At 71.3% G+C, this 15,501-nt stretch carries 19 protein-coding genes; 10 read left to right on the top strand and 9 right to left on the bottom strand.

Features of this window, described 5'->3' with window-relative positions; all coding sequences use genetic code 11:
• Positions 1–401: helix-turn-helix domain-containing protein (locus tag AC3WLN_RS05950; RefSeq protein WP_492480132.1), on the bottom strand; the 401-nt coding region annotated here is incomplete at its 3' end.
• Between the two features lie 468 nt (positions 402–869).
• Between AC3WLN_RS05950 and hmuQ the strand changes: the two genes are divergently transcribed.
• Both hmuQ and AC3WLN_RS05940 read left to right on the top strand, forming a co-directional pair.
• Complete coding sequence (gene hmuQ, locus AC3WLN_RS05945; protein ID WP_463780746.1) at positions 870–1,205, top strand: heme-degrading protein HmuQ; 336 nt, start codon at positions 870–872, stop codon at positions 1,203–1,205.
• A gap of 451 nt (positions 1,206–1,656) precedes the next feature.
• Positions 1,657–3,159 carry an exopolysaccharide biosynthesis polyprenyl glycosylphosphotransferase gene (locus AC3WLN_RS05940; protein WP_492480131.1) on the top strand — a complete coding sequence of 501 codons (1,503 nt, stop codon included), beginning with the start codon at positions 1,657–1,659 and terminating at the stop codon, positions 3,157–3,159.
• Between the two features lie 25 nt (positions 3,160–3,184).
• Here AC3WLN_RS05940 and AC3WLN_RS05935 read toward each other — a convergent pair whose 3' ends face one another.
• Positions 3,185–3,673 (bottom strand): Fur family transcriptional regulator, encoded by a 489-nt coding sequence (locus AC3WLN_RS05935; RefSeq protein ID WP_492480141.1) that lies wholly within the window; start codon positions 3,671–3,673, stop codon positions 3,185–3,187.
• Between the two features lie 116 nt (positions 3,674–3,789).
• Here AC3WLN_RS05935 and AC3WLN_RS05930 point away from each other — a divergent pair, with 116 nt between their 5' ends.
• The 3 genes from AC3WLN_RS05930 to AC3WLN_RS05920 are packed head-to-tail and all read left to right on the top strand — an operon-like array spanning position 3,790 to position 5,659.
• Complete coding sequence (locus AC3WLN_RS05930) at positions 3,790–3,921, top strand: hypothetical protein (RefSeq protein ID WP_492480130.1); 132 nt, start codon at positions 3,790–3,792, stop codon at positions 3,919–3,921.
• The gene (locus AC3WLN_RS05925) at positions 3,918–4,796 is read left to right on the top strand and encodes a metal ABC transporter ATP-binding protein (RefSeq protein WP_492480129.1); all 879 of its coding nucleotides are present in this window, start codon (positions 3,918–3,920) and stop codon (positions 4,794–4,796) included. Before AC3WLN_RS05930 ends, AC3WLN_RS05925 begins: the two co-directional genes overlap by 4 nt.
• 38 nt (positions 4,797–4,834) lie before the next feature.
• Positions 4,835–5,659: a metal ABC transporter permease gene (locus tag AC3WLN_RS05920; protein WP_492480140.1), complete on the top strand. Its 825-nt coding sequence runs from the start codon at positions 4,835–4,837 to the stop codon at positions 5,657–5,659.
• A 46-nt stretch (positions 5,660–5,705) separates the two neighbouring features.
• Here AC3WLN_RS05920 and AC3WLN_RS05915 read toward each other — a convergent pair whose 3' ends face one another.
• Positions 5,706–6,308 carry an exopolysaccharide biosynthesis protein gene (locus tag AC3WLN_RS05915; protein ID WP_463771313.1) on the bottom strand — a complete coding sequence of 201 codons (603 nt, stop codon included), beginning with the start codon at positions 6,306–6,308 and terminating at the stop codon, positions 5,706–5,708.
• Positions 6,309–6,645: 337 nt separating this feature from the next.
• On the opposite strand from AC3WLN_RS05915, the gene bcsS reads away from it, so the two are divergent.
• Positions 6,646–7,365: a cellulose biosynthesis protein BcsS gene (bcsS, locus tag AC3WLN_RS05910; protein ID WP_492480128.1), complete on the top strand. Its 720-nt coding sequence runs from the start codon at positions 6,646–6,648 to the stop codon at positions 7,363–7,365.
• Here bcsS and AC3WLN_RS05905 read toward each other — a convergent pair.
• Entirely contained in the window at positions 7,343–9,100 is a 1,758-nt protein-coding gene (locus tag AC3WLN_RS05905) for a cryptochrome/photolyase family protein (protein WP_492480139.1), read from the bottom strand. The genes bcsS and AC3WLN_RS05905 overlap by 23 nt on opposite strands.
• A 204-nt stretch (positions 9,101–9,304) precedes the next feature.
• On the opposite strand from AC3WLN_RS05905, the gene AC3WLN_RS05900 reads away from it, so the two are divergent.
• Entirely contained in the window at positions 9,305–10,171 is an 867-nt protein-coding gene (locus AC3WLN_RS05900) for a formyltransferase family protein (RefSeq protein WP_492480127.1), read from the top strand.
• Between the two features lie 50 nt (positions 10,172–10,221).
• Positions 10,222–10,395 carry a DUF2256 domain-containing protein gene (locus tag AC3WLN_RS05895; protein WP_492480126.1) on the top strand — a complete coding sequence of 58 codons (174 nt, stop codon included), beginning with the start codon at positions 10,222–10,224 and terminating at the stop codon, positions 10,393–10,395.
• 6 nt (positions 10,396–10,401) lie between these two features.
• On the opposite strand, the gene AC3WLN_RS05890 is transcribed toward AC3WLN_RS05895, so the two are convergent.
• Genes AC3WLN_RS05890 through AC3WLN_RS05875 form a run of 4 tightly spaced genes read right to left on the bottom strand, consistent with a single transcriptional unit; the run spans position 10,402 to position 13,051 of the window.
• A complete protein-coding gene (locus AC3WLN_RS05890) occupies positions 10,402–10,989 on the bottom strand; it encodes a nucleotidyltransferase family protein (protein WP_492480125.1) in 588 nt (195 codons plus the stop codon).
• Between the two features lie 5 nt (positions 10,990–10,994).
• On the bottom strand, positions 10,995–12,020 hold the full coding sequence (locus tag AC3WLN_RS05885) for a molybdopterin-binding protein (RefSeq protein ID WP_492480124.1): 1,026 nt from the start codon (positions 12,018–12,020) through the stop codon (positions 10,995–10,997).
• Positions 12,017–12,718 carry an XdhC family protein gene (locus AC3WLN_RS05880; RefSeq protein ID WP_492480123.1) on the bottom strand — a complete coding sequence of 234 codons (702 nt, stop codon included), beginning with the start codon at positions 12,716–12,718 and terminating at the stop codon, positions 12,017–12,019. Before AC3WLN_RS05880 ends, AC3WLN_RS05885 begins: the two co-directional genes overlap by 4 nt.
• Before the next feature lie 9 nt (positions 12,719–12,727).
• A complete protein-coding gene (locus AC3WLN_RS05875) occupies positions 12,728–13,051 on the bottom strand; it encodes an XdhC family protein (RefSeq protein WP_492480122.1) in 324 nt (107 codons plus the stop codon).
• A gap of 207 nt (positions 13,052–13,258) precedes the next feature.
• Between AC3WLN_RS05875 and AC3WLN_RS05870 the strand changes: the two genes are divergently transcribed.
• Positions 13,259–14,431 (top strand): branched-chain amino acid ABC transporter substrate-binding protein, encoded by a 1,173-nt coding sequence (locus AC3WLN_RS05870; protein WP_492480121.1) that lies wholly within the window; start codon positions 13,259–13,261, stop codon positions 14,429–14,431.
• Between the two features lie 306 nt (positions 14,432–14,737).
• Positions 14,738–15,010 (top strand): translation initiation factor IF-1, encoded by a 273-nt coding sequence (infA, locus tag AC3WLN_RS05865; protein WP_055947419.1) that lies wholly within the window; start codon positions 14,738–14,740, stop codon positions 15,008–15,010.
• 131 nt (positions 15,011–15,141) lie between these two features.
• On the opposite strand, the gene AC3WLN_RS05860 is transcribed toward infA, so the two are convergent.
• On the bottom strand, positions 15,142–15,378 hold the full coding sequence (locus tag AC3WLN_RS05860) for a hypothetical protein (RefSeq protein WP_492480120.1): 237 nt from the start codon (positions 15,376–15,378) through the stop codon (positions 15,142–15,144).
• Positions 15,379–15,501: the final 123 nt, after the last annotated feature.

The raw sequence follows: 15,501 nt of genomic DNA, 5'->3' as shown, positions 1-15,501 counted from the left end.
GGAGCGGCGGCGGCGGGCTCGGGCGCCTGCTTGCCCATCTTCGCGGCCGTCCGCACGATGGCGAGCACGTCGCGTCGCAGCTGATCGTCCTCGATCAGCGCATAGGCGCGCAGGAGTTCGATCGCCCCCTGCGCACTGAGGAAGCCGAACACGTCGGACTGCGTGCCGCCGACCTCGTCCTCCTCGAAGAAGGCCGAGACCGGCACCTCCAGGAGGCGGGCGATTTCGCGCAGGCGCCCGGCGCCGACGCGGTTCTGACCCTTCTCGTATTTCTGGACCTGCTGGAAGGTCACGCCGACGGCGGTCCCGAGCGCGGTCTGGCTCAGGCCGCGCGCCTTGCGCAGGGCGGTGATCCTCAATCCGACGAGGCGATCGACGTCGGTAGTCTGCTTCGGCATCATCTCTCGTTTCAGTCCCTAAAGAATTTTCTCAGCCCTCGCCCGGACCAGCCCCGAGGCGATGAGGTTCGAACGCTTTCGTACGCAGGCGTACAGGATTCCTTAAGTTCATTTCCTACGAAACCAGGGCAGTCGACCGTCGATAGAACCAGACGGGAGAGACTATCCTTGTCTGCAGTCAAATGCCACTGGATGTTTACTCCGCGTCAGCATCGGACGTGACCGTTCTGAGAGCTTGACCACAAAGCCGGCATAAATTGCAAGCCTAACGTTGTAACCGTCCCTCGCCAGTTTTCGCTGCGCCGCACGGGGCGGAGCCTGCGGACGGCGCGCGGAGCGGACGCGTTCCGGGCCACACCGCATCGGACGAAGCGCGACGCATGCGCCGGGGCAATGGCTTTCGTGCAGCGCCGCCCCAGGTCTAGACTGTCGGACCGGATTGTTCGCGACGCCGAAAAACCCAGGTGGATCATGTATATCGCTATGAATCGCTTCAAAGTGGTCAAAGACGCCACGGAAGATTTCGAGCAAGTCTGGCTCGGACGCGACAGTCATCTCGGCGAGATGCCGGGCTTCGTCGAGTTCCATCTGCTGCGCGGTCCCGAAGCCGAGGATCACGTCCTCTACGCCTCGCACACGATCTGGTCGTCGAAGGCCGATTTCGAGGCCTGGACCCGTTCTGAGCAGTTTCGAAAGGCCCATGGCCGGGTGCCGTCGACCAAGCCCCTCTATCTGGGCCATCCGCAATTCGAGGGATTCGAGACGATTCAGACCGTCGCGCGGGCTGATTCGGAAACGGCCGCCTGATTCGCGGCCCGGCCCGGCGCCGGGCGGCGATTCGAAACGACCCGCCCGGCGCACCGCGCCGGGCCGGGCCGTGGCCTGCGGGTTCGGTCGCATCGGGCACGTGACAGTCCTGGCGCAGTCGCGCGTGAAATTTCCTGCGCAACCCTCTTTGCCGGATCGACGTTGTGAGGCCGTATGCGAGATCAGGCGGTTGCGTGACCGTCGATCCGTGCGCGCAATCCATGCGTGACGCCGAAGCGGACATCTCTGGCCGCGCGAAGCCTTGTCGAAACCGCGGCTCCGTCGCGGCTCGCGAACCCGTACGCGAAACGAGGACTGAGTCCGGGCCGGTCGAACGGTCCGAGGCCTTCAGGCCCGTGTCTTGCACGGCTATTCTCGGTCACCATGACTGATTCGGGATTCGGCTCAATCCTGCACAGTCATCGCATCAGGACGGGACACGGCGCTCCAGATGTTTCATGATCGGATCCCAGCCGCCCTCGAGAAATTCCCGGTCCTCCGTCCGCGCCGCGACGTCTGGGCGGCCCTTCTCCCCCGCCGCAGCCGCGCCGCCTTCCGCCTCGGCCTGTCGGCCGCGACCGCCGTCGCGGATGTCCTCGTCATCTTCTGCATCGCGGCCGGGATCGATCTCGCCTATCACGCCGCCTTCGACGCCACCGAGCCGGTGGTGGTCCACAGCGGCAGCTTCGAACTCGCCGCCCTGGTGGCGATCTTCGTCCTGCTGACGAATCTCGTCCGCGAGGATTACGACATCGAGACGCTGCTCGCGCGGCGTCCCCACCTGCGGCGCGCGGCCATGGTCTGGACCGGCGCCTGGGCCGTCGTCCTGCTGATCGGCTTCGCCACGAAGACGACCCACGAGTATTCGCGCCTCGTCTCGGTGGGGTTCTTCCTGGCGGGCCTGCCCGCGATCCTGCTGACCCGGGGGGTGATGCTGCGCCTGGTGCGCAGCGCGGCGACCTCCACCTCCGGCCAGACCAACCGGGTCCATCTCGTCGGCTACGAGGAGGACATCGCCCGCTTCTACGGCCACAACGACCCCGAGGCCCTCGGCCTGCGCGTCATCGGCACCAGCTATCTGCGCCCGCTCGACCCCGCGGGCGACGCCGAAGCCCGCCGCGCCCAGATGTCGGAGGATCTCGATCTCGCGGTCTCCGTGGTGCGCTTCCTGCGCCCGGACGACGTGTTCATCCTGGTACCGTGGTCGGAGGCCTCCGACATCGAGCGCTGCATCGACGCCTTCCTGCGGGTGCCGGCGGCCCTGCACCTGCGCCCGGGCTCGGTGATGGACCGCTTCCCCGATCTCACCCTCGCCCGGGTCGGCCGACTCTCGGGCATCAATATCGGGCGCCGGCCGCTCCAGGCGGGCGAGCGCTTCCTGAAGCGCAGCCTCGATCTCGCCCTCGCCCTGACGGCCCTGGTGCTGCTCGGGCCGCTCTTCCTCGTGGTCGCAGCCCTGATCAAGATCGACAGCCCGGGCCCGGTGTTCTTCCGCCAGAAGCGCTACGGCTTCAACCAGCAGCCCTTCGGCGTCTTCAAGTTCCGCAGCATGAGGGCCGAGCCGGAGACGGTCTTCCGGCAGGCCACCCGCAACGACAGCCGCATCACGCGGATCGGCCGGGTACTGCGCCGTTCGAACATCGACGAACTGCCCCAGCTCATCAACGTCCTGCTGGGCGAGATGTCCCTCGTCGGGCCGCGCCCCCACGCCCTGGCGCATGACCGCAGCTTCGAGAACCGCATCGCCCTCTACGCCCGCCGCCACAACGTGATGCCGGGCATCACCGGCTGGGCGCAGGTGAACGGCCTGCGCGGCGAGACCCTCACCGACCTCGACATGGAGCGGCGGGTCCAGCACGACCTGCACTACATCGACAACTGGTCGATCTGGCTCGACCTGCGGATCCTGTTCATGACCGTGTTCTCGCCGCGCGCCTACAGGAACGCCGGCTGAGCCGGAGGCGCGCCCGGCCTGGACGCTAGTCCGCGGCGGACCGGCCGAGGCAGGCGCCGCACTCGCCCTCGACCTCGAGGATGCGGCTCGTGGGCTTGAAGCCGGCCTTGGCCAGGGTGCGTCCGAGCTGGTCTTCCACCTCCGGCGAGGTGGTCTCGTCGATCGAGCCGCAATTGCGGCAGATCAGGAAGACGAGGCCGGCGCCGTCGGTGTGCGCGTGACCGCAGGACACGAAGGCGTTGCGGCTCGCGATCCGATGGACGAGCCCATGCTCGGTGAGGAAGTCGAGGGCGCGGTAGACCGAGACCGCCGCGACGCGGCGTCCCGGTTCGCTCAGGGCCTCGGCGATGTCGTAGGCGCCCATCGGCCGCGTCTGCCCGGCCACCGCCGCCAGCACGTCGCGGCGCAGGCGTGTGAACTGCAGGTCGCGTTCGCGGCACAGGCGTTCCGCCCGGGCGATCGCTTCCGGCGCCCCGCCGCAACCGTGGTCATGCGCCGCCGCATGGTCGTGCATGGTCTGCCCCATGAGCCCGGGATGTTGGATCGAGCCGGCCCGTTGAACTGCCCGAGTGTTACAGTGTATCACCGCCAACATAAGCCGGCGCTCCCGTTCGGGCAAATGATCCATCCGTGACCCGAAACCCGCGTCCCCCCGTTTTCCTCCGCCGCTCGCTGTTCCAGGCCGGCGCGTCCCTGCGCTTCGCGGTGGCGTCGGCGCTGACCCTGCTGCTCTGGGTCGCGATCCTGTGGGCCTCCCGATGAGCTGCGACCTGCCCGGCGCCATCGCGCTCCAGGGGCTGACCCTCGGCTACGACCGCCATCCGGCCGTCCATCACCTCGACGGGATCATCGCCCCCGGCGCCCTCCTGGCCCTGGTCGGGCCGAACGGCGCCGGCAAGTCGACCCTCCTGAAGGGCATCGTCGGCGAGATCCCGTGCCTCGAGGGCCGGATCGCGCGGCCCGGGCTCGACGACGCCATCGCCTACCTGCCCCAGGCGGCGGAGATCGACCGCAGCTTTCCCCTCAGCGTCCTCGACCTCGTGGCGATGGGCCTGTGGCGCCGCCTCGGTCCCTGGCGGAGCGCGCGCCGCCACCGAGCGACCTTGCTGGAAGCCTTGGCCGCCGTCGGCCTCGCCGGGTTCGAGACGCGCCTGATCGGCACCCTGTCGGGCGGCCAGTTCCAGCGCGCCCTGTTCGCCCGCCTGATCGTGCAGGATGCCCGCGTGCTGCTCCTGGACGAGCCGTTCACCGGCGTCGACGGGCGCACCACCGCCGACCTCCTAGCTCTGGTCGGCGCCTGGCATGGGCAGGGACGCACCATCGTGGCCGCCCTGCACGATCTCGGACAGGTCCGGAGCCACTTCCCGCACACCCTCCTCCTGGCACGGGAGGCGGTGGCCTGGGGACCGACCGAGCGGGTGCTCACGCCGCGAAACCTCGCCCGCGCCCAGAGCCTGTCGGAGGCCTGGGACGAGGATGCGGCGGTCTGCGGCCGCCACGCGGAGACCGGGCCGTCCCACGGCCATGATCACGAGCACGGCCACGAGCACGGCCATGGTCATGGTCATGCGCACCCGCATGAGCCCGCGCATCCCCGCGATCACGGGCCTACGCATGACCGGGGGCACGCCGCGTGATCGATCTCCTCTTCGGCCCCTTCGTCGAGTTCGGCTTCATGCGCCGGGCGCTGGTGGGCTGCCTCGCCCTGTCGCTCTCGGCCCCGCCCGTGGGCGTGTTCCTGATGCTGCGGCGCATGAGCCTGATGAGTGACGCCATGAGCCACGCGATCCTGCCCGGGGCGGCCGTCGGCTTCCTGGTGGCGGGGCTGTCGCTGCCGGCCATGACGCTGGGCGGCCTTGCGGCCGGTCTCGCGGTGGCGCTGATGGCAGGGCTCGTCACCCGCTCCACCGTGATCAAGGAGGATGCGAGCCTTGCGGCCTTCTACCTGATCTCGCTCGCCGGCGGCGTCCTCCTGGTGTCCCTGCGCGGATCGCAGATCGACCTGCTGCACATCCTGTTCGGCAGCGTGCTCGCCCTCGACGATCCGGCCCTCTGGCTGCTCGGGGGCATCGCCACCGTGACCCTGTTCGGCCTGGCGGCGATCTACCGGCCCCTGGTGATGGAATGCGTCGACCCGCTGTTCCTGCGCACGGTCAGCCGCGCCGGCGGCCCGGTGCACTACGCCTTCCTCGGCCTCGTGGTGATGAACCTGGTCGGCGGGTTCCAGGCCCTGGGCACCCTGCTGGCGGTGGGGCTGATGCTGCTCCCGGCCATCGCGGCGCGCTTCTGGGCGGCGGACCTGTCGGGCATGATCCCGGTCTCGGTGCTGATCGCGATGCTGTCGAGCGTGGTCGGCCTCAGCGTGTCCTACCAGGCCGATCTGCCGACCGGACCCGCGATCGTGCTCGCGGCCGGATGCTTCTACCTCGTCTCGATGCTGGTGGGACGCCGGGGCGGGCTGGTCTACCGGCTCGTCCGGGCCCGCCACCTGGAAGCGTGATCGACGGGAGGCCGAAGCCTCGAATCAGAGGCTCGGAGCAGGCGCCTCACAGATTGAACAGGCTCATCAGGCCCGAGATGATGGCATAGACGAAGCCGGCATTGAGCAGGACGCCCACCGTCCCGATCGCGAGGCCGCCCAGCACCACGACGCCGTCGCGCTCGACGAGGCCGAGGCCGACGAGGCAGATGGCGAGGCCGAGGGGAATCTGCCCGACGATCGGCGCGGCCACGATCAGGGCCAGCGACAGGGTGAGCAGGATGAGGCCGACGCCGCGCATGCCGAGGGCGGTCTCGAACAGGCTCATGCGCGGGCGCGACCAATGCTCGAGGCGGCGCAGGAGCGGGACGGCCCGGTTCGCCGCCCGCTCGACGTCGCTGCGAGCGACGGACCGGCGCAGCAGCGCCCGCGGCAGCCAGGGCGAGGCCATACCGGCGGTGATCTGGATCGCCACCAGCAACAGCAGCAGCCCGCAGACCAGCGGGATCGGCGGCGGCATCGGCAGGCAGTTGGGCAACCCGAGGATCACGATGAGAAGCGCGAAGGCGCGGTCCTTCAGGACGGCGACGATGTCACCGACGGTCAGCCGTTCCCCTTCCTGCTCGGCGAGCACGGTGAGAACCTCGGAAGTTCTGGCAGCAGGTGACAAGAAAGCTCGGCCATTGGCGACGGTCCTGGGCCGGGCTGTAGCCGAGATGGGGGCCCAGGCCAAGCGGCGCATCCGCACGCCCGGACGGCGTCGAATCACACGGGCAGTGCGGACAGCATCCTCGACGCGAAGAACGTCGACTGATACCGCGTCAATCTAGAGATGCCATTCGACGGAATAGTTTCGTTGAGGTCGTCCAAGCTTAGGAATATCGAGACATCCGAACGATGATGAACACCTAAACTTGTATCGTGGTCGGCTTCTACGCACCAAAGATTGATTTCTGCCCGCGCCGCCGGAAGACTGGGGCTCCGATCGGCGTCGAGGCAAGGAGCCCATGCTATCGAGGGCCGGGAGCGATCGCAGCGGATTTCGAAGATCGGCGAGCCTCGCCCGTGCGGCGGCCTGGTCCACGGCGCTCTTCGCGGCACCCGCATCGGCATCCTCGCCCGCCTCGCTCCTCCTGTTCGGAAGCCTGGAGGCCAGCCCCTCCGTCTTCGTGACCACCGGCGCCAAGGTGGCGCTGGACCGGATCGACCGGGAAGGATTCGTCGCTCTCGCGAGCCTCGGGGGTCAGCGGCGCCGGGAGGGACCGGTCATCCGTGACTCCGCGGTCGCCGCGGTCGTGCTCGGCTATCAATGGTTTCGCGACTGGGGCGTCGTCGCGGCCCATGCGGGTCCCGAAGTCTCGATGGAGGTGGTGTCGGGCTGCGGCTGCGTGCAGGCCCTGCCGCCCCGCTTCGGCCTGCGCCTGCACGGGGAGGTCTGGGCCCGGCCCACCGACGACACCCTCCTCACCGCGACGCTGGTCACCGGCACGCTCCGCATGAGCGCCTGGGGCCGCCTCGCCTGGGGCTACCGGGCCGCGGGGGCCTATCTCGGACCCGAGGCCGCCCTCTATCTGGACGAGACCGGGTACCGGAAGTGGAACTTCGGGCTGCACGCGACCGATTTCGCCCTCGGCCGGTTCGGGCTGCGGCTCTCGGCCGGGCTGCAGCTCGTCGGCGACGGGGAGCCCGGCCCCTATCTCGGCCTCACCGTCTGGACGCCCTGGTAGGCTTTTCCCTCGGGGCCTTGTCCTCGACGACCCTGTCCTCGACGACCTTGTCCTTGGAGCGCCTACCCTTGGCGCGCCTGTCCGCGGCGACCTCGTCCTCGGCGATCTTGTCCTCTGCGACCTCGCGCCGCCGGGCCGGACGGCGGCTCTCGCCCGCGGCGGGCGACGTCAGGTCCAGGCTGCCCTGTTCGACCCCGGGGATGGCGGGCGCGGCGTCGAGCCCATCGAGGAAGCGGGCCGCGTCGTCGACGATGGCGGCCCGCTTGGCCGGGTCCATGCGCGCCAGGGTCCGGTACGGCATGGCGAGGCGCGGATTGTCCGCCAGGCGCTCCGCGTGCCGGATGAGGAAGTCCCAGTAGAGGTAGTTGAAGGGGCAGGCCGTGGCGCCGGTCTTCTTCGCCACGTCGTAGCTGCAGCCACGGCAGTAATCCGACATCCGGTTGATGTAGGCGCCCGAGGCCGCGTAGGGCTTCGAGCCCATCACGCCGCCATCGGCCCAGAGCACCATACCGTGGACGTTGGGCAGTTCGACCCACTCGTAGGCGTCGGCATAGACGACGAGGTACCATTCCTCCACCTGCGCCGGGGCGAGGCCCGCGAGCAGCGCGAAGTTGCCTGTCACCATCAGGCGCTGGATGTGGTGGGCGTAGGCGTGGGTCCGGGTCGCGCCGATGCACTGCGCCAGGCAGTTCATCTGGGTCTCGCCGGACCAGTAGAACCAGGGCAGGTCGCGCCCGGCCTCGAGGGCGTTCGAGGCCGCGTAGTCCGGCATCCGCGCCCAGTACAGCCCGCGCACGTATTCCCGCCAGCCGAGGACCTGGCGGATGAAGCCCTCGGCGCAGTGGAGCGGGGCGTCGCCGGCGCGGTAGGCCCGCTCCGCCGCCCGGCAGACCTCCTCCGGCGTCAGGAGCCCGGCGTTCAGGGCCGGCCCGATCAGGGCGTGGTACAGGAACGGCGCATCCGTGCGCATCGCGTCCTGGTAGTCGCCGAAGGTCGGCAGGCCGACGGCGAGGAAGTGCTTGAAGGCGGCGACGGCCTCGGTCCGCGTCACCGGCCAGGCGAAGGCCGCGGTCTCGCCGAAATGGTCGCCGAACGCGGCCTCCACCAGGGCGATGACCTCCCGGGTCACGGCATCGGGCGGAAAGCCGATGCGCTCGGGCACGACGTGGCCCTTCGGCAGGCCCCTGCGGTTCTCGGCGTCGAAGTTCCAGCGGCCGCCGACCGGCTCGCCCCCCTCCATCAGCAGACCGGTGCGACGGCGCATGCCGCGGTAGAAGGTCTCCATGCGCAGGCTGCGGCGGTCGCCGGCCCAGGCGGCGAACTCCGCCCGCGGGCAGAGGAAACGGTTGTCGTCGCGGATCTCCACGGGCGGCCCGAGATCGTCGCGCCAGCCCTGCATCATCTCCCAGACCCGCCACTCGCCGGGCTCGGTGACCACGACCCGCTCGACCGCGTGGCGCGCGACCGCGCGTTCCAGCTCGCCGGTGAAGCTGCCTGTGTTGCCCGGGGCATCGAGGCGGACGTAGTCGACCGTGATGCCCTCCGCCTCCAGCTCGGCCGCGAAGTGGCGCATCGCCGAGAACAGGAACGCGATCTTCTGCTTGTGGTGGCGGACATAGGTCGCCTCCGCCCGGACCTCGACCATCAGCACCACGTCGTGCTCGGGATCGAGATCGGTCAGGGTGGCGATGCGGCGGGTGAGCTGGTCGCCGAGGAGGAAGCGGAGCGTGCGGATGGGACTCAGCCCCCGGCCCGCAGGCGTGCGCCGGCCGGTTTCCGGCCCGGCAGTCCGCCTTCCGTTCCCCCGGCGCCTGTGTCCCGCCTCATGCGTGCTCCCAATTCGCTCCCAATCGGATAGGTATGGCGAAAGCGGGAGACGGGGAGCCGTCGTCGCGCGGGATCGACCGATCCGTGACGTCGCAGGACCGTCGGGAGCCTCATGAAGTTCGCTTTTGCCGGCATCGATTTCCTCGGCGGCGTGTTCGAGGCCCTGCTCGGAGCGGGCTGGACGCCGATCAAGCTGTTCACCCGGCCCTGCGACGGGCTCTACGACCACAACGAGGCGGTGGTGGCCCAGGCCCGCCGCCACCGCGTGCCCATGCAGATCTCGCGGATGCGGCCGGAGGACCTCGCCGGGCTGGCGGAGGCGCACGGCCGGGACTGGGCCCTGGTGGTGGCCGGCTATCCCTGGCTGATCCGGGGCTGGCGGGGCCAAGCCGCCTACGGGCTCAACTTCCACCCCTCCCCGCTGCCCCTCGGCCGCGGCCCCTACCCGCTCTTCAAGGCGATCAGCGACGCGCAGCCGGACTGGGGCGTCACCGCGCACGTCCTCGCCGAGGACGGCTTCGACACCGGCGACATCCTGGCCCAGGAGCGCTTCCCGCTCTCGCCCCTGGAATCGCACGAGACCCTGCTCGCCAAGTGCCAGATGGCGGCGCGCCGCATCGCCGCCGGCCCCATCGCCCGGGACCTGCCCGGCCTCTGGCGGACGCCGACGCCCCAGGGCACCGGCTCCTACTGGCCGCGGGTGACGGATGCGGACCGCACCCTCGACTTCCGCTCCGAGGTCGAGGCGATCCTGCGCCGGGTCCGCGCCTTCGGCACGATCGAGACGATCGCCCGGGTCGGCGAATCCCGGGTCTATGTGGCGGCGGCCGAGGGCTGGCGCGAGGCGCATCGCCACACGCCCGGGACGGTGGTGCAGCGCTACCGCCGCCACGTCGTCATCGCCGCCCGCGACGGCTACATCCAGCTCAACCGGTGGAGCCCCGTCCCGGCCAGCGAGGCCGGTCAACTCGGGCGGTAGGCCGCCCTATATCAGGGCGATCTCGTCACCCGAGCGATCGAGCAGATCCCATGGCGCGGATGCGCAAGAAGGCCGATCTCCCCACCAAGATCTGCGTCCAGTGCGGCAAGCCGTTCGCGTGGCGCAAGAAGTGGGAGCGGGTCTGGGACGAGGTCCGCTACTGCTCGGACCGCTGCCGGGCGGAGGCCAAGCGGGCTCCGGCACGGGCGGCGGGGCAGGAATGAGCCGCCTCAGGCCAGGGCGGCGAGGCCGTCCGGCGTGTCGACGTCCTGGGTGACGCCGGCGTCCATCGCGCAGTCCAGCACGTCGTCGCGTCCGGCGAGCAGGCGTCCCGCCCCCTGGTCGCCGGAGAGGCCGGCAAGCGCCGGTCCCAAGCGCCGCAGGTTCAGCAGGACCGGGTTGCCGCGCATGCCCGCATGGACCGGCACCACGGCGGAGGGGGAAGGGTCCGCCGCACGGAAGGCGTCGGCCAGGGCCGTCAGGTGGCGGGCGCTCACCCGGGGCATGTCGCCGAGGAGCACGATCGCACCGCCGATGCCCCTCGGCAGGGCCGCGAGCCCGGCCTGGAGCGAGGTGGCGAGGCCGTCGGCATAGGCCGGGTTCACGACCCGGACGAGGTCGAGCCCGTCGAGGGCGGCGCCGACCCGGTCGGCATGGGCGCCGAGCACCGCCACCACCGGGCCGAGCCCGGAGCCGACGGCGGCCTCCGCCGCGTGGCGCACCAGGGGCCGCCCGGCCAGGGCCTGCAGCAGCTTCGGCTCCGCGCCGAAGCGGGTCCCGCGCCCCGCCGCGAGCAGGATGAGTCCGAGTTCGGGCATCGGCCTCAGGCCTCCTCCTCGGCGGGGTCGCCGCCGGAGCGGGGCTGGGGCCGCGACACGATCTCCATCAGGAGGCCGCCGACGCCGAGGGCGACGATGTCGGCCCGGGTCACGGCGAGCCCGGCGAGCAGCCGGTGCAGCACCCAGTCGAAGCCGTTCTCCTTGGGCGAGCGCGCGCAGCCCGGTGCGCCGATGACCGGCACCGCGGCGACCCGTCCGACGAGGAGGAGGTTGCCCGGGTCCACCGGCATGCCGAGATGCTCCACGTGCCCGTCCGCCGCCTCGATCGCGGCGGGAATCACGTCGCGCCGGTCGGCGATGGCCGAGGCGCCGAACACCACCACCAGCTCGGCGCGATCCTCCGCGACCGCCGCCCGGATCGCATCGGCCACGGCCTCGCGCCGGTGGGGCACCCGGGCGTCGGTGACGAGTTCGGCGCCCGTGGGGGCGAGGCGGTGGCGCAGGTTGGCCAGCGTCTTGTCGATGGTCGCGGGCTTGAGGCCGGGCAGCAGGGTCGAGACGACGGCGACCCGGGTCAGGCGATAGGGCGCGACGGCGAGCGCCCCGGCGGGCGCGGCGCCGCAGGCCCGGTCGAGGGCAGTGCCCGGGACCGCGTAGGGGATGATCTTCACCGTGGCGACCATCTCGCCGGCCACCACCGGCTTGTAGGGCGCGAGCGTCGCCACCGTGATCGACTCGTCGATGCCGTTGACGGCGTCGACGGCGGCCCGGTCGATCTGCAGCAGCCCGGCGGTCGCCGCATGCAGGTTGCAGCGGCCGGTGAAGGGCGGCTCGCGGCGCAGGTGCGGGCCGGCGAGATGCGCGGCGAGGCGTTCGGCCGCCGCGTCCTCGGCCACGTCGCCCGGCTCCAGGGCGACGGCCACGAGTTCGGACAGCCCGGCGGCGGCGAGGCGCGCGGCGTCCTTGGCCGGGATCACCCGGCCCTTGCGCAGGGTCACGTCGTGGGACCGCACCGTATGGGCGGCGATGAGCCCGGCGGCCTCGCGCGTCGGGACGGCGCCGAACTTCACGCGCCGGCTCCGGCACGGGGGGTGCGCTGCGCGGCGACGATCTGCGCCAGGATCGAGACCGCGATCTCGGCCGGGCTGACGGCCTGGATGGGAAGGCCGATCGGCGCCGCGATCCGGCCGATCTCGGCCTCCGAGAACCCGGCCTGGGCGAGGCGGGCGACGCGGGCCGCGTGGGTTTTGCGCGAGCCGAGGGCCCCGACATAGAAGCACCCGGCCCGGAGCGCGGCCGCCAGGGCCGGATCGTCGATCTTCGGGTCGTGGGTCAGGGCCGCCACGGCGCAGTAGCGGTCGAGCGGCGGGACCGGCCCGGCCAGCGCGTCGTCCGGCCATTCGGCCACGAGGTCGATGCCGGGAAAGCGCTCCGGCGTCGCGAAGGCGGTGCGCGGATCGATGACGGTGACGGCGAGGTCGAGGGCCAGGGCCATCGGGCACAGGGCCTGGCTGATGTGCACGGCGCCGATCACCACCAGACGCACCGGCGGCGCCTGCACGGTGAGGAAGACCGAGCGGCCCTCGGCCTCCGCGAGGCCGCTCTTGCCGGAGGCGAGGTGGCGGGCGAGGAGGTCGGCGAGGGGGTCGCCGGCGATCTCGGCCTCGCGCACCACCCGCTGGGCACCGCCGTCGAGGTCGGTGACCAGGATGGCGGCACGGCGCGCGGCGCGCTCGGCGTTGAGGATCGCGAGGGTTTCGAGCTGCATACCGGCGCCTCAGGCCACGGGCTCGACGAAGACGCGGATGCGCCCGCCGCAGGACAGGCCGACCCGCCAGGCGGTCTCGTCGGCCACGCCGAATTCGATCACTCGCGCGCGCCCGTCGGCAATCGCCTCCAGGCCCTCGGTGATCACCGCGCCCTCGACGCAGCCGCCCGAGACCGAGCCGAGGAAGTTGCCCTCGCCGTCCACGACGAGATGGCTGCCCACCGGCCGCGGCGCCGAGCCCCAGGTCTCGATGACGGTGGCGAGGGCCACCGCGCGGCCCGCCCGGCGCCAGGCCTCAGCAGCCCCGAGGATGTCGTTGTCGGTGGAGAGCATGGCCCTGACGAACTCCGGCGCGGGATCGAACCCGCGAATGGGGAACCCGAGAGCACGAGGTAAGGTCCCGGGCGGCCGTGGCAATGCGATCCGGCGGACGCCGATGCCGGGCCGTGACGTGCCGCACCGACCGGCGTGACTTTCCGCACCGACCGGGTCGCCCTATCGTGCGGCCTCGCTCACCCGCCCCGATGGATTCGCGCCTCGATGCCCAGCCTCCGCGCCGCCGCCTGCGCCCTCACCTTCGCCGGCCTGCTGGCCGGGCCGGCGTCCGGCCGCGCCGAGGCGCAGGTCCGGATCGGGCTGTCGGCGCCGCTGACCGGCCCGGACGCCGCCTTCGGGCAGGGCCTGCGCCTCGGGGCCGAGCAGGCGGTGGCCGACCTCAACCGGGCCGGCGGCGTCAACGGGCAGCGCCTCGTCCTGGTGGTCGCGGACGATGCGGGCGAGGGCAAGCAGGGCCTCGCCGTCGCCCGGCGGTTCGCCGCCGAGCGTATCGGCCTCGTGGTCGGTCCCTTCCATGCCGGCGTCGCGGGGCTGGCGCTGCCGGTCTACGAGGAGGCCGGCATCGTCGCCGTGACGCCGGGCAGCGGCTATCCCGGGCTGACGGCCCGGGGCTGGTGGAACGTGTTCCGCACCGTGCCGAACGAGGCCGAGCAGGGAACACTCGCCGGGGCCTACCTCCTCGGCCGTCACGGCGGCCAGCGCGTCGGCCTCGTGCACGACAAGAGTCCGTTCGGCCGCGGGCTCGCGGAGGGCGTGAGCCGCACCCTGAAGGCCGCGGGCCAGCCGGAGGCGGCCTTCGAGACCCTGACCCGCGGCGAGCGCGACCTCTCCGGACTGGTCGCGCGCCTGAAGCGGGCCCGCGTCGAGGTCGTGTATTTCGGCGGCCTCGCGGCGGATGCGGCCGTGCTCCTGCGCGGCCTGCGCGAGGCCGGGCTGAACGCGCCCCTGGTGGGCAGCGACGGCCTCCTCGATCCGGCCTTTCCGCAGGCGGCCGGCGCCGCGGCCGAGGGCACGGTGATGACCCTGACCCCCGATCCGCCCCGGCTGCCCGAGGCCAAGGGGCCAGAGACGAAGGGTCCGGAGGCGAAAACCGCGAGGCTGCCGCGCAGCCCGGAGGCGAACGCGGTGGCCGCCCAGGCCTATGCAGCCGTCGAAGTCCTGCGCCAGGGCATCCTGGGGGCCGGCGCGGCGGATGGTCGGGCGGTCGCCGCCTACCTGCACCAGGGCCGCGCCCTGCGGACGGTTCTCGGCGAGCTCGCCTACGATGCCCGGGGCGACCTCAGGCCCGATCCCCGACGGCCGGGCACCATCCTGCAGGCCTGGAGGCGGACCCCGGACGGACGGATCGACTATGCCGGCAACGACGTCACGCCCTGAAGGCGGCCCTCGGGCGCCGTCGCGCGGCAGGGTGGGACGCGCCGCGCGACGACGTCGCGGGCCGAACGGTGTGCATCGCGCGCCGAATCTTGATCTTTCCGAATCTTCGTGCGGCCTGTGCCCGGCTCATCACCGGTCTGCATCGGGAAAAGCTTGCTTCCGGCCGGTCCGGACATTATGTCGGGGCAACGCTCGCCGGTGTTGCGCATCCGATGGGATCGGACCCGCCGCCCGCCGCGTTTTGCCGAACGGCTTCGTTTTGTGTCCCGGGTCGCCCCTTTCAGGCCGTCCGGCTGGAGAGTGTGGATGGCGAAAGAAGAGTTGATGCAGTTCGACGGTCTCGTGATCGAGATCCTGCCGGACGCGCGCTACCGCGTGCAGCTCGATCAGGGCCACGAGATCGTGGCCTACACGGCCGGCAAGATGAAGAAGAACCGCATCAAGACTCTGGCCGGCGACCGCGTCACCGTCGAGATGTCCCCCTACGACCTGGAGAAGGGCCGCCTCGTGTTCCGACACAAGGACGAGCGTTCCGCCGGCCCGCGCCCGCCGATGCGCGGCCAGTTCCGCCGCCGCTGAGCCTTCTGCGCCGGGAAGTCCGCATCCTGATCCATGCCTCCCTTGACTGAGAGGCATGGGCACGAAGAGGGTCGCGCCCGAGCGTGGCCCGGCCAAAACCATCCGACCATTCGCGTGCAGGTGATCCCGCGTCACCCACCGATGATCTTGATGAACGCCGCCCCCGCCCCGAAGAGGGCTGCACCGGCTGCCATACCGGATAGGGCGACCTGCCAGGGTGCGAGCATCCGGTCGCGCTCGAGCTTCATGGCCTCAGCCATCAGCTTCCGCTGCTCGGCGACGAATTTTTCGCTTTCCTCGCGCGCACGACGGATGCGGCCGATCTGCTCCTCGAGGTCGGGCGTCAGCGGTATTGCACCCTCGGCCATCGGAGTCGTCTCTCGTCGCGCTGAATCACGCCCCTGAGATATTGCAACCCTGGCGGCAGGGATCAAGCGGCAAGGATCGAGCGGCAAGGATCGAGCGGACTGCGCGGCCTTCGCCCTCCGCTC

Source organism: Methylobacterium sp. FW306-05-D (genome assembly GCF_058782155.1).
This window is presented reverse-complemented; position numbering and strand designations above follow the sequence as displayed.

Bases quoted from the DNA above. Each gene is read 5' to 3' on its own strand.
- AC3WLN_RS05900 (WP_492480127.1), top strand. From the start codon at position 9,305: ATGAAGTTCGCTTTTGCCGGCATCGATTTCCTCGGCGGCGTGTTCGAG.
- infA (WP_055947419.1), top strand. From the start codon at position 14,738: ATGGCGAAAGAAGAGTTGATGCAGTTCGACGGTCTCGTGATCGAGATC.
- AC3WLN_RS05860 (WP_492480120.1), bottom strand. From the start codon at position 15,378: ATGGCCGAGGGTGCAATACCGCTGACGCCCGACCTCGAGGAGCAGATC.
- hmuQ (WP_463780746.1), top strand. From the start codon at position 870: ATGTATATCGCTATGAATCGCTTCAAAGTGGTCAAAGACGCCACGGAA.
- AC3WLN_RS05895 (WP_492480126.1), top strand. From the start codon at position 10,222: ATGGCGCGGATGCGCAAGAAGGCCGATCTCCCCACCAAGATCTGCGTC.
- AC3WLN_RS05925 (WP_492480129.1), top strand. From the start codon at position 3,918: ATGAGCTGCGACCTGCCCGGCGCCATCGCGCTCCAGGGGCTGACCCTC.
- AC3WLN_RS05920 (WP_492480140.1), top strand. From the start codon at position 4,835: ATGCGCCGGGCGCTGGTGGGCTGCCTCGCCCTGTCGCTCTCGGCCCCG.
- AC3WLN_RS05870 (WP_492480121.1), top strand. From the start codon at position 13,259: ATGCCCAGCCTCCGCGCCGCCGCCTGCGCCCTCACCTTCGCCGGCCTG.
- AC3WLN_RS05880 (WP_492480123.1), bottom strand. From the start codon at position 12,718: ATGCAGCTCGAAACCCTCGCGATCCTCAACGCCGAGCGCGCCGCGCGC.
- bcsS (WP_492480128.1), top strand. From the start codon at position 6,646: ATGCTATCGAGGGCCGGGAGCGATCGCAGCGGATTTCGAAGATCGGCG.
- AC3WLN_RS05935 (WP_492480141.1), bottom strand. From the start codon at position 3,673: ATGCACGACCATGCGGCGGCGCATGACCACGGTTGCGGCGGGGCGCCG.
- AC3WLN_RS05890 (WP_492480125.1), bottom strand. From the start codon at position 10,989: ATGCCCGAACTCGGACTCATCCTGCTCGCGGCGGGGCGCGGGACCCGC.
- AC3WLN_RS05875 (WP_492480122.1), bottom strand. From the start codon at position 13,051: ATGCTCTCCACCGACAACGACATCCTCGGGGCTGCTGAGGCCTGGCGC.
- AC3WLN_RS05940 (WP_492480131.1), top strand. From the start codon at position 1,657: ATGTTTCATGATCGGATCCCAGCCGCCCTCGAGAAATTCCCGGTCCTC.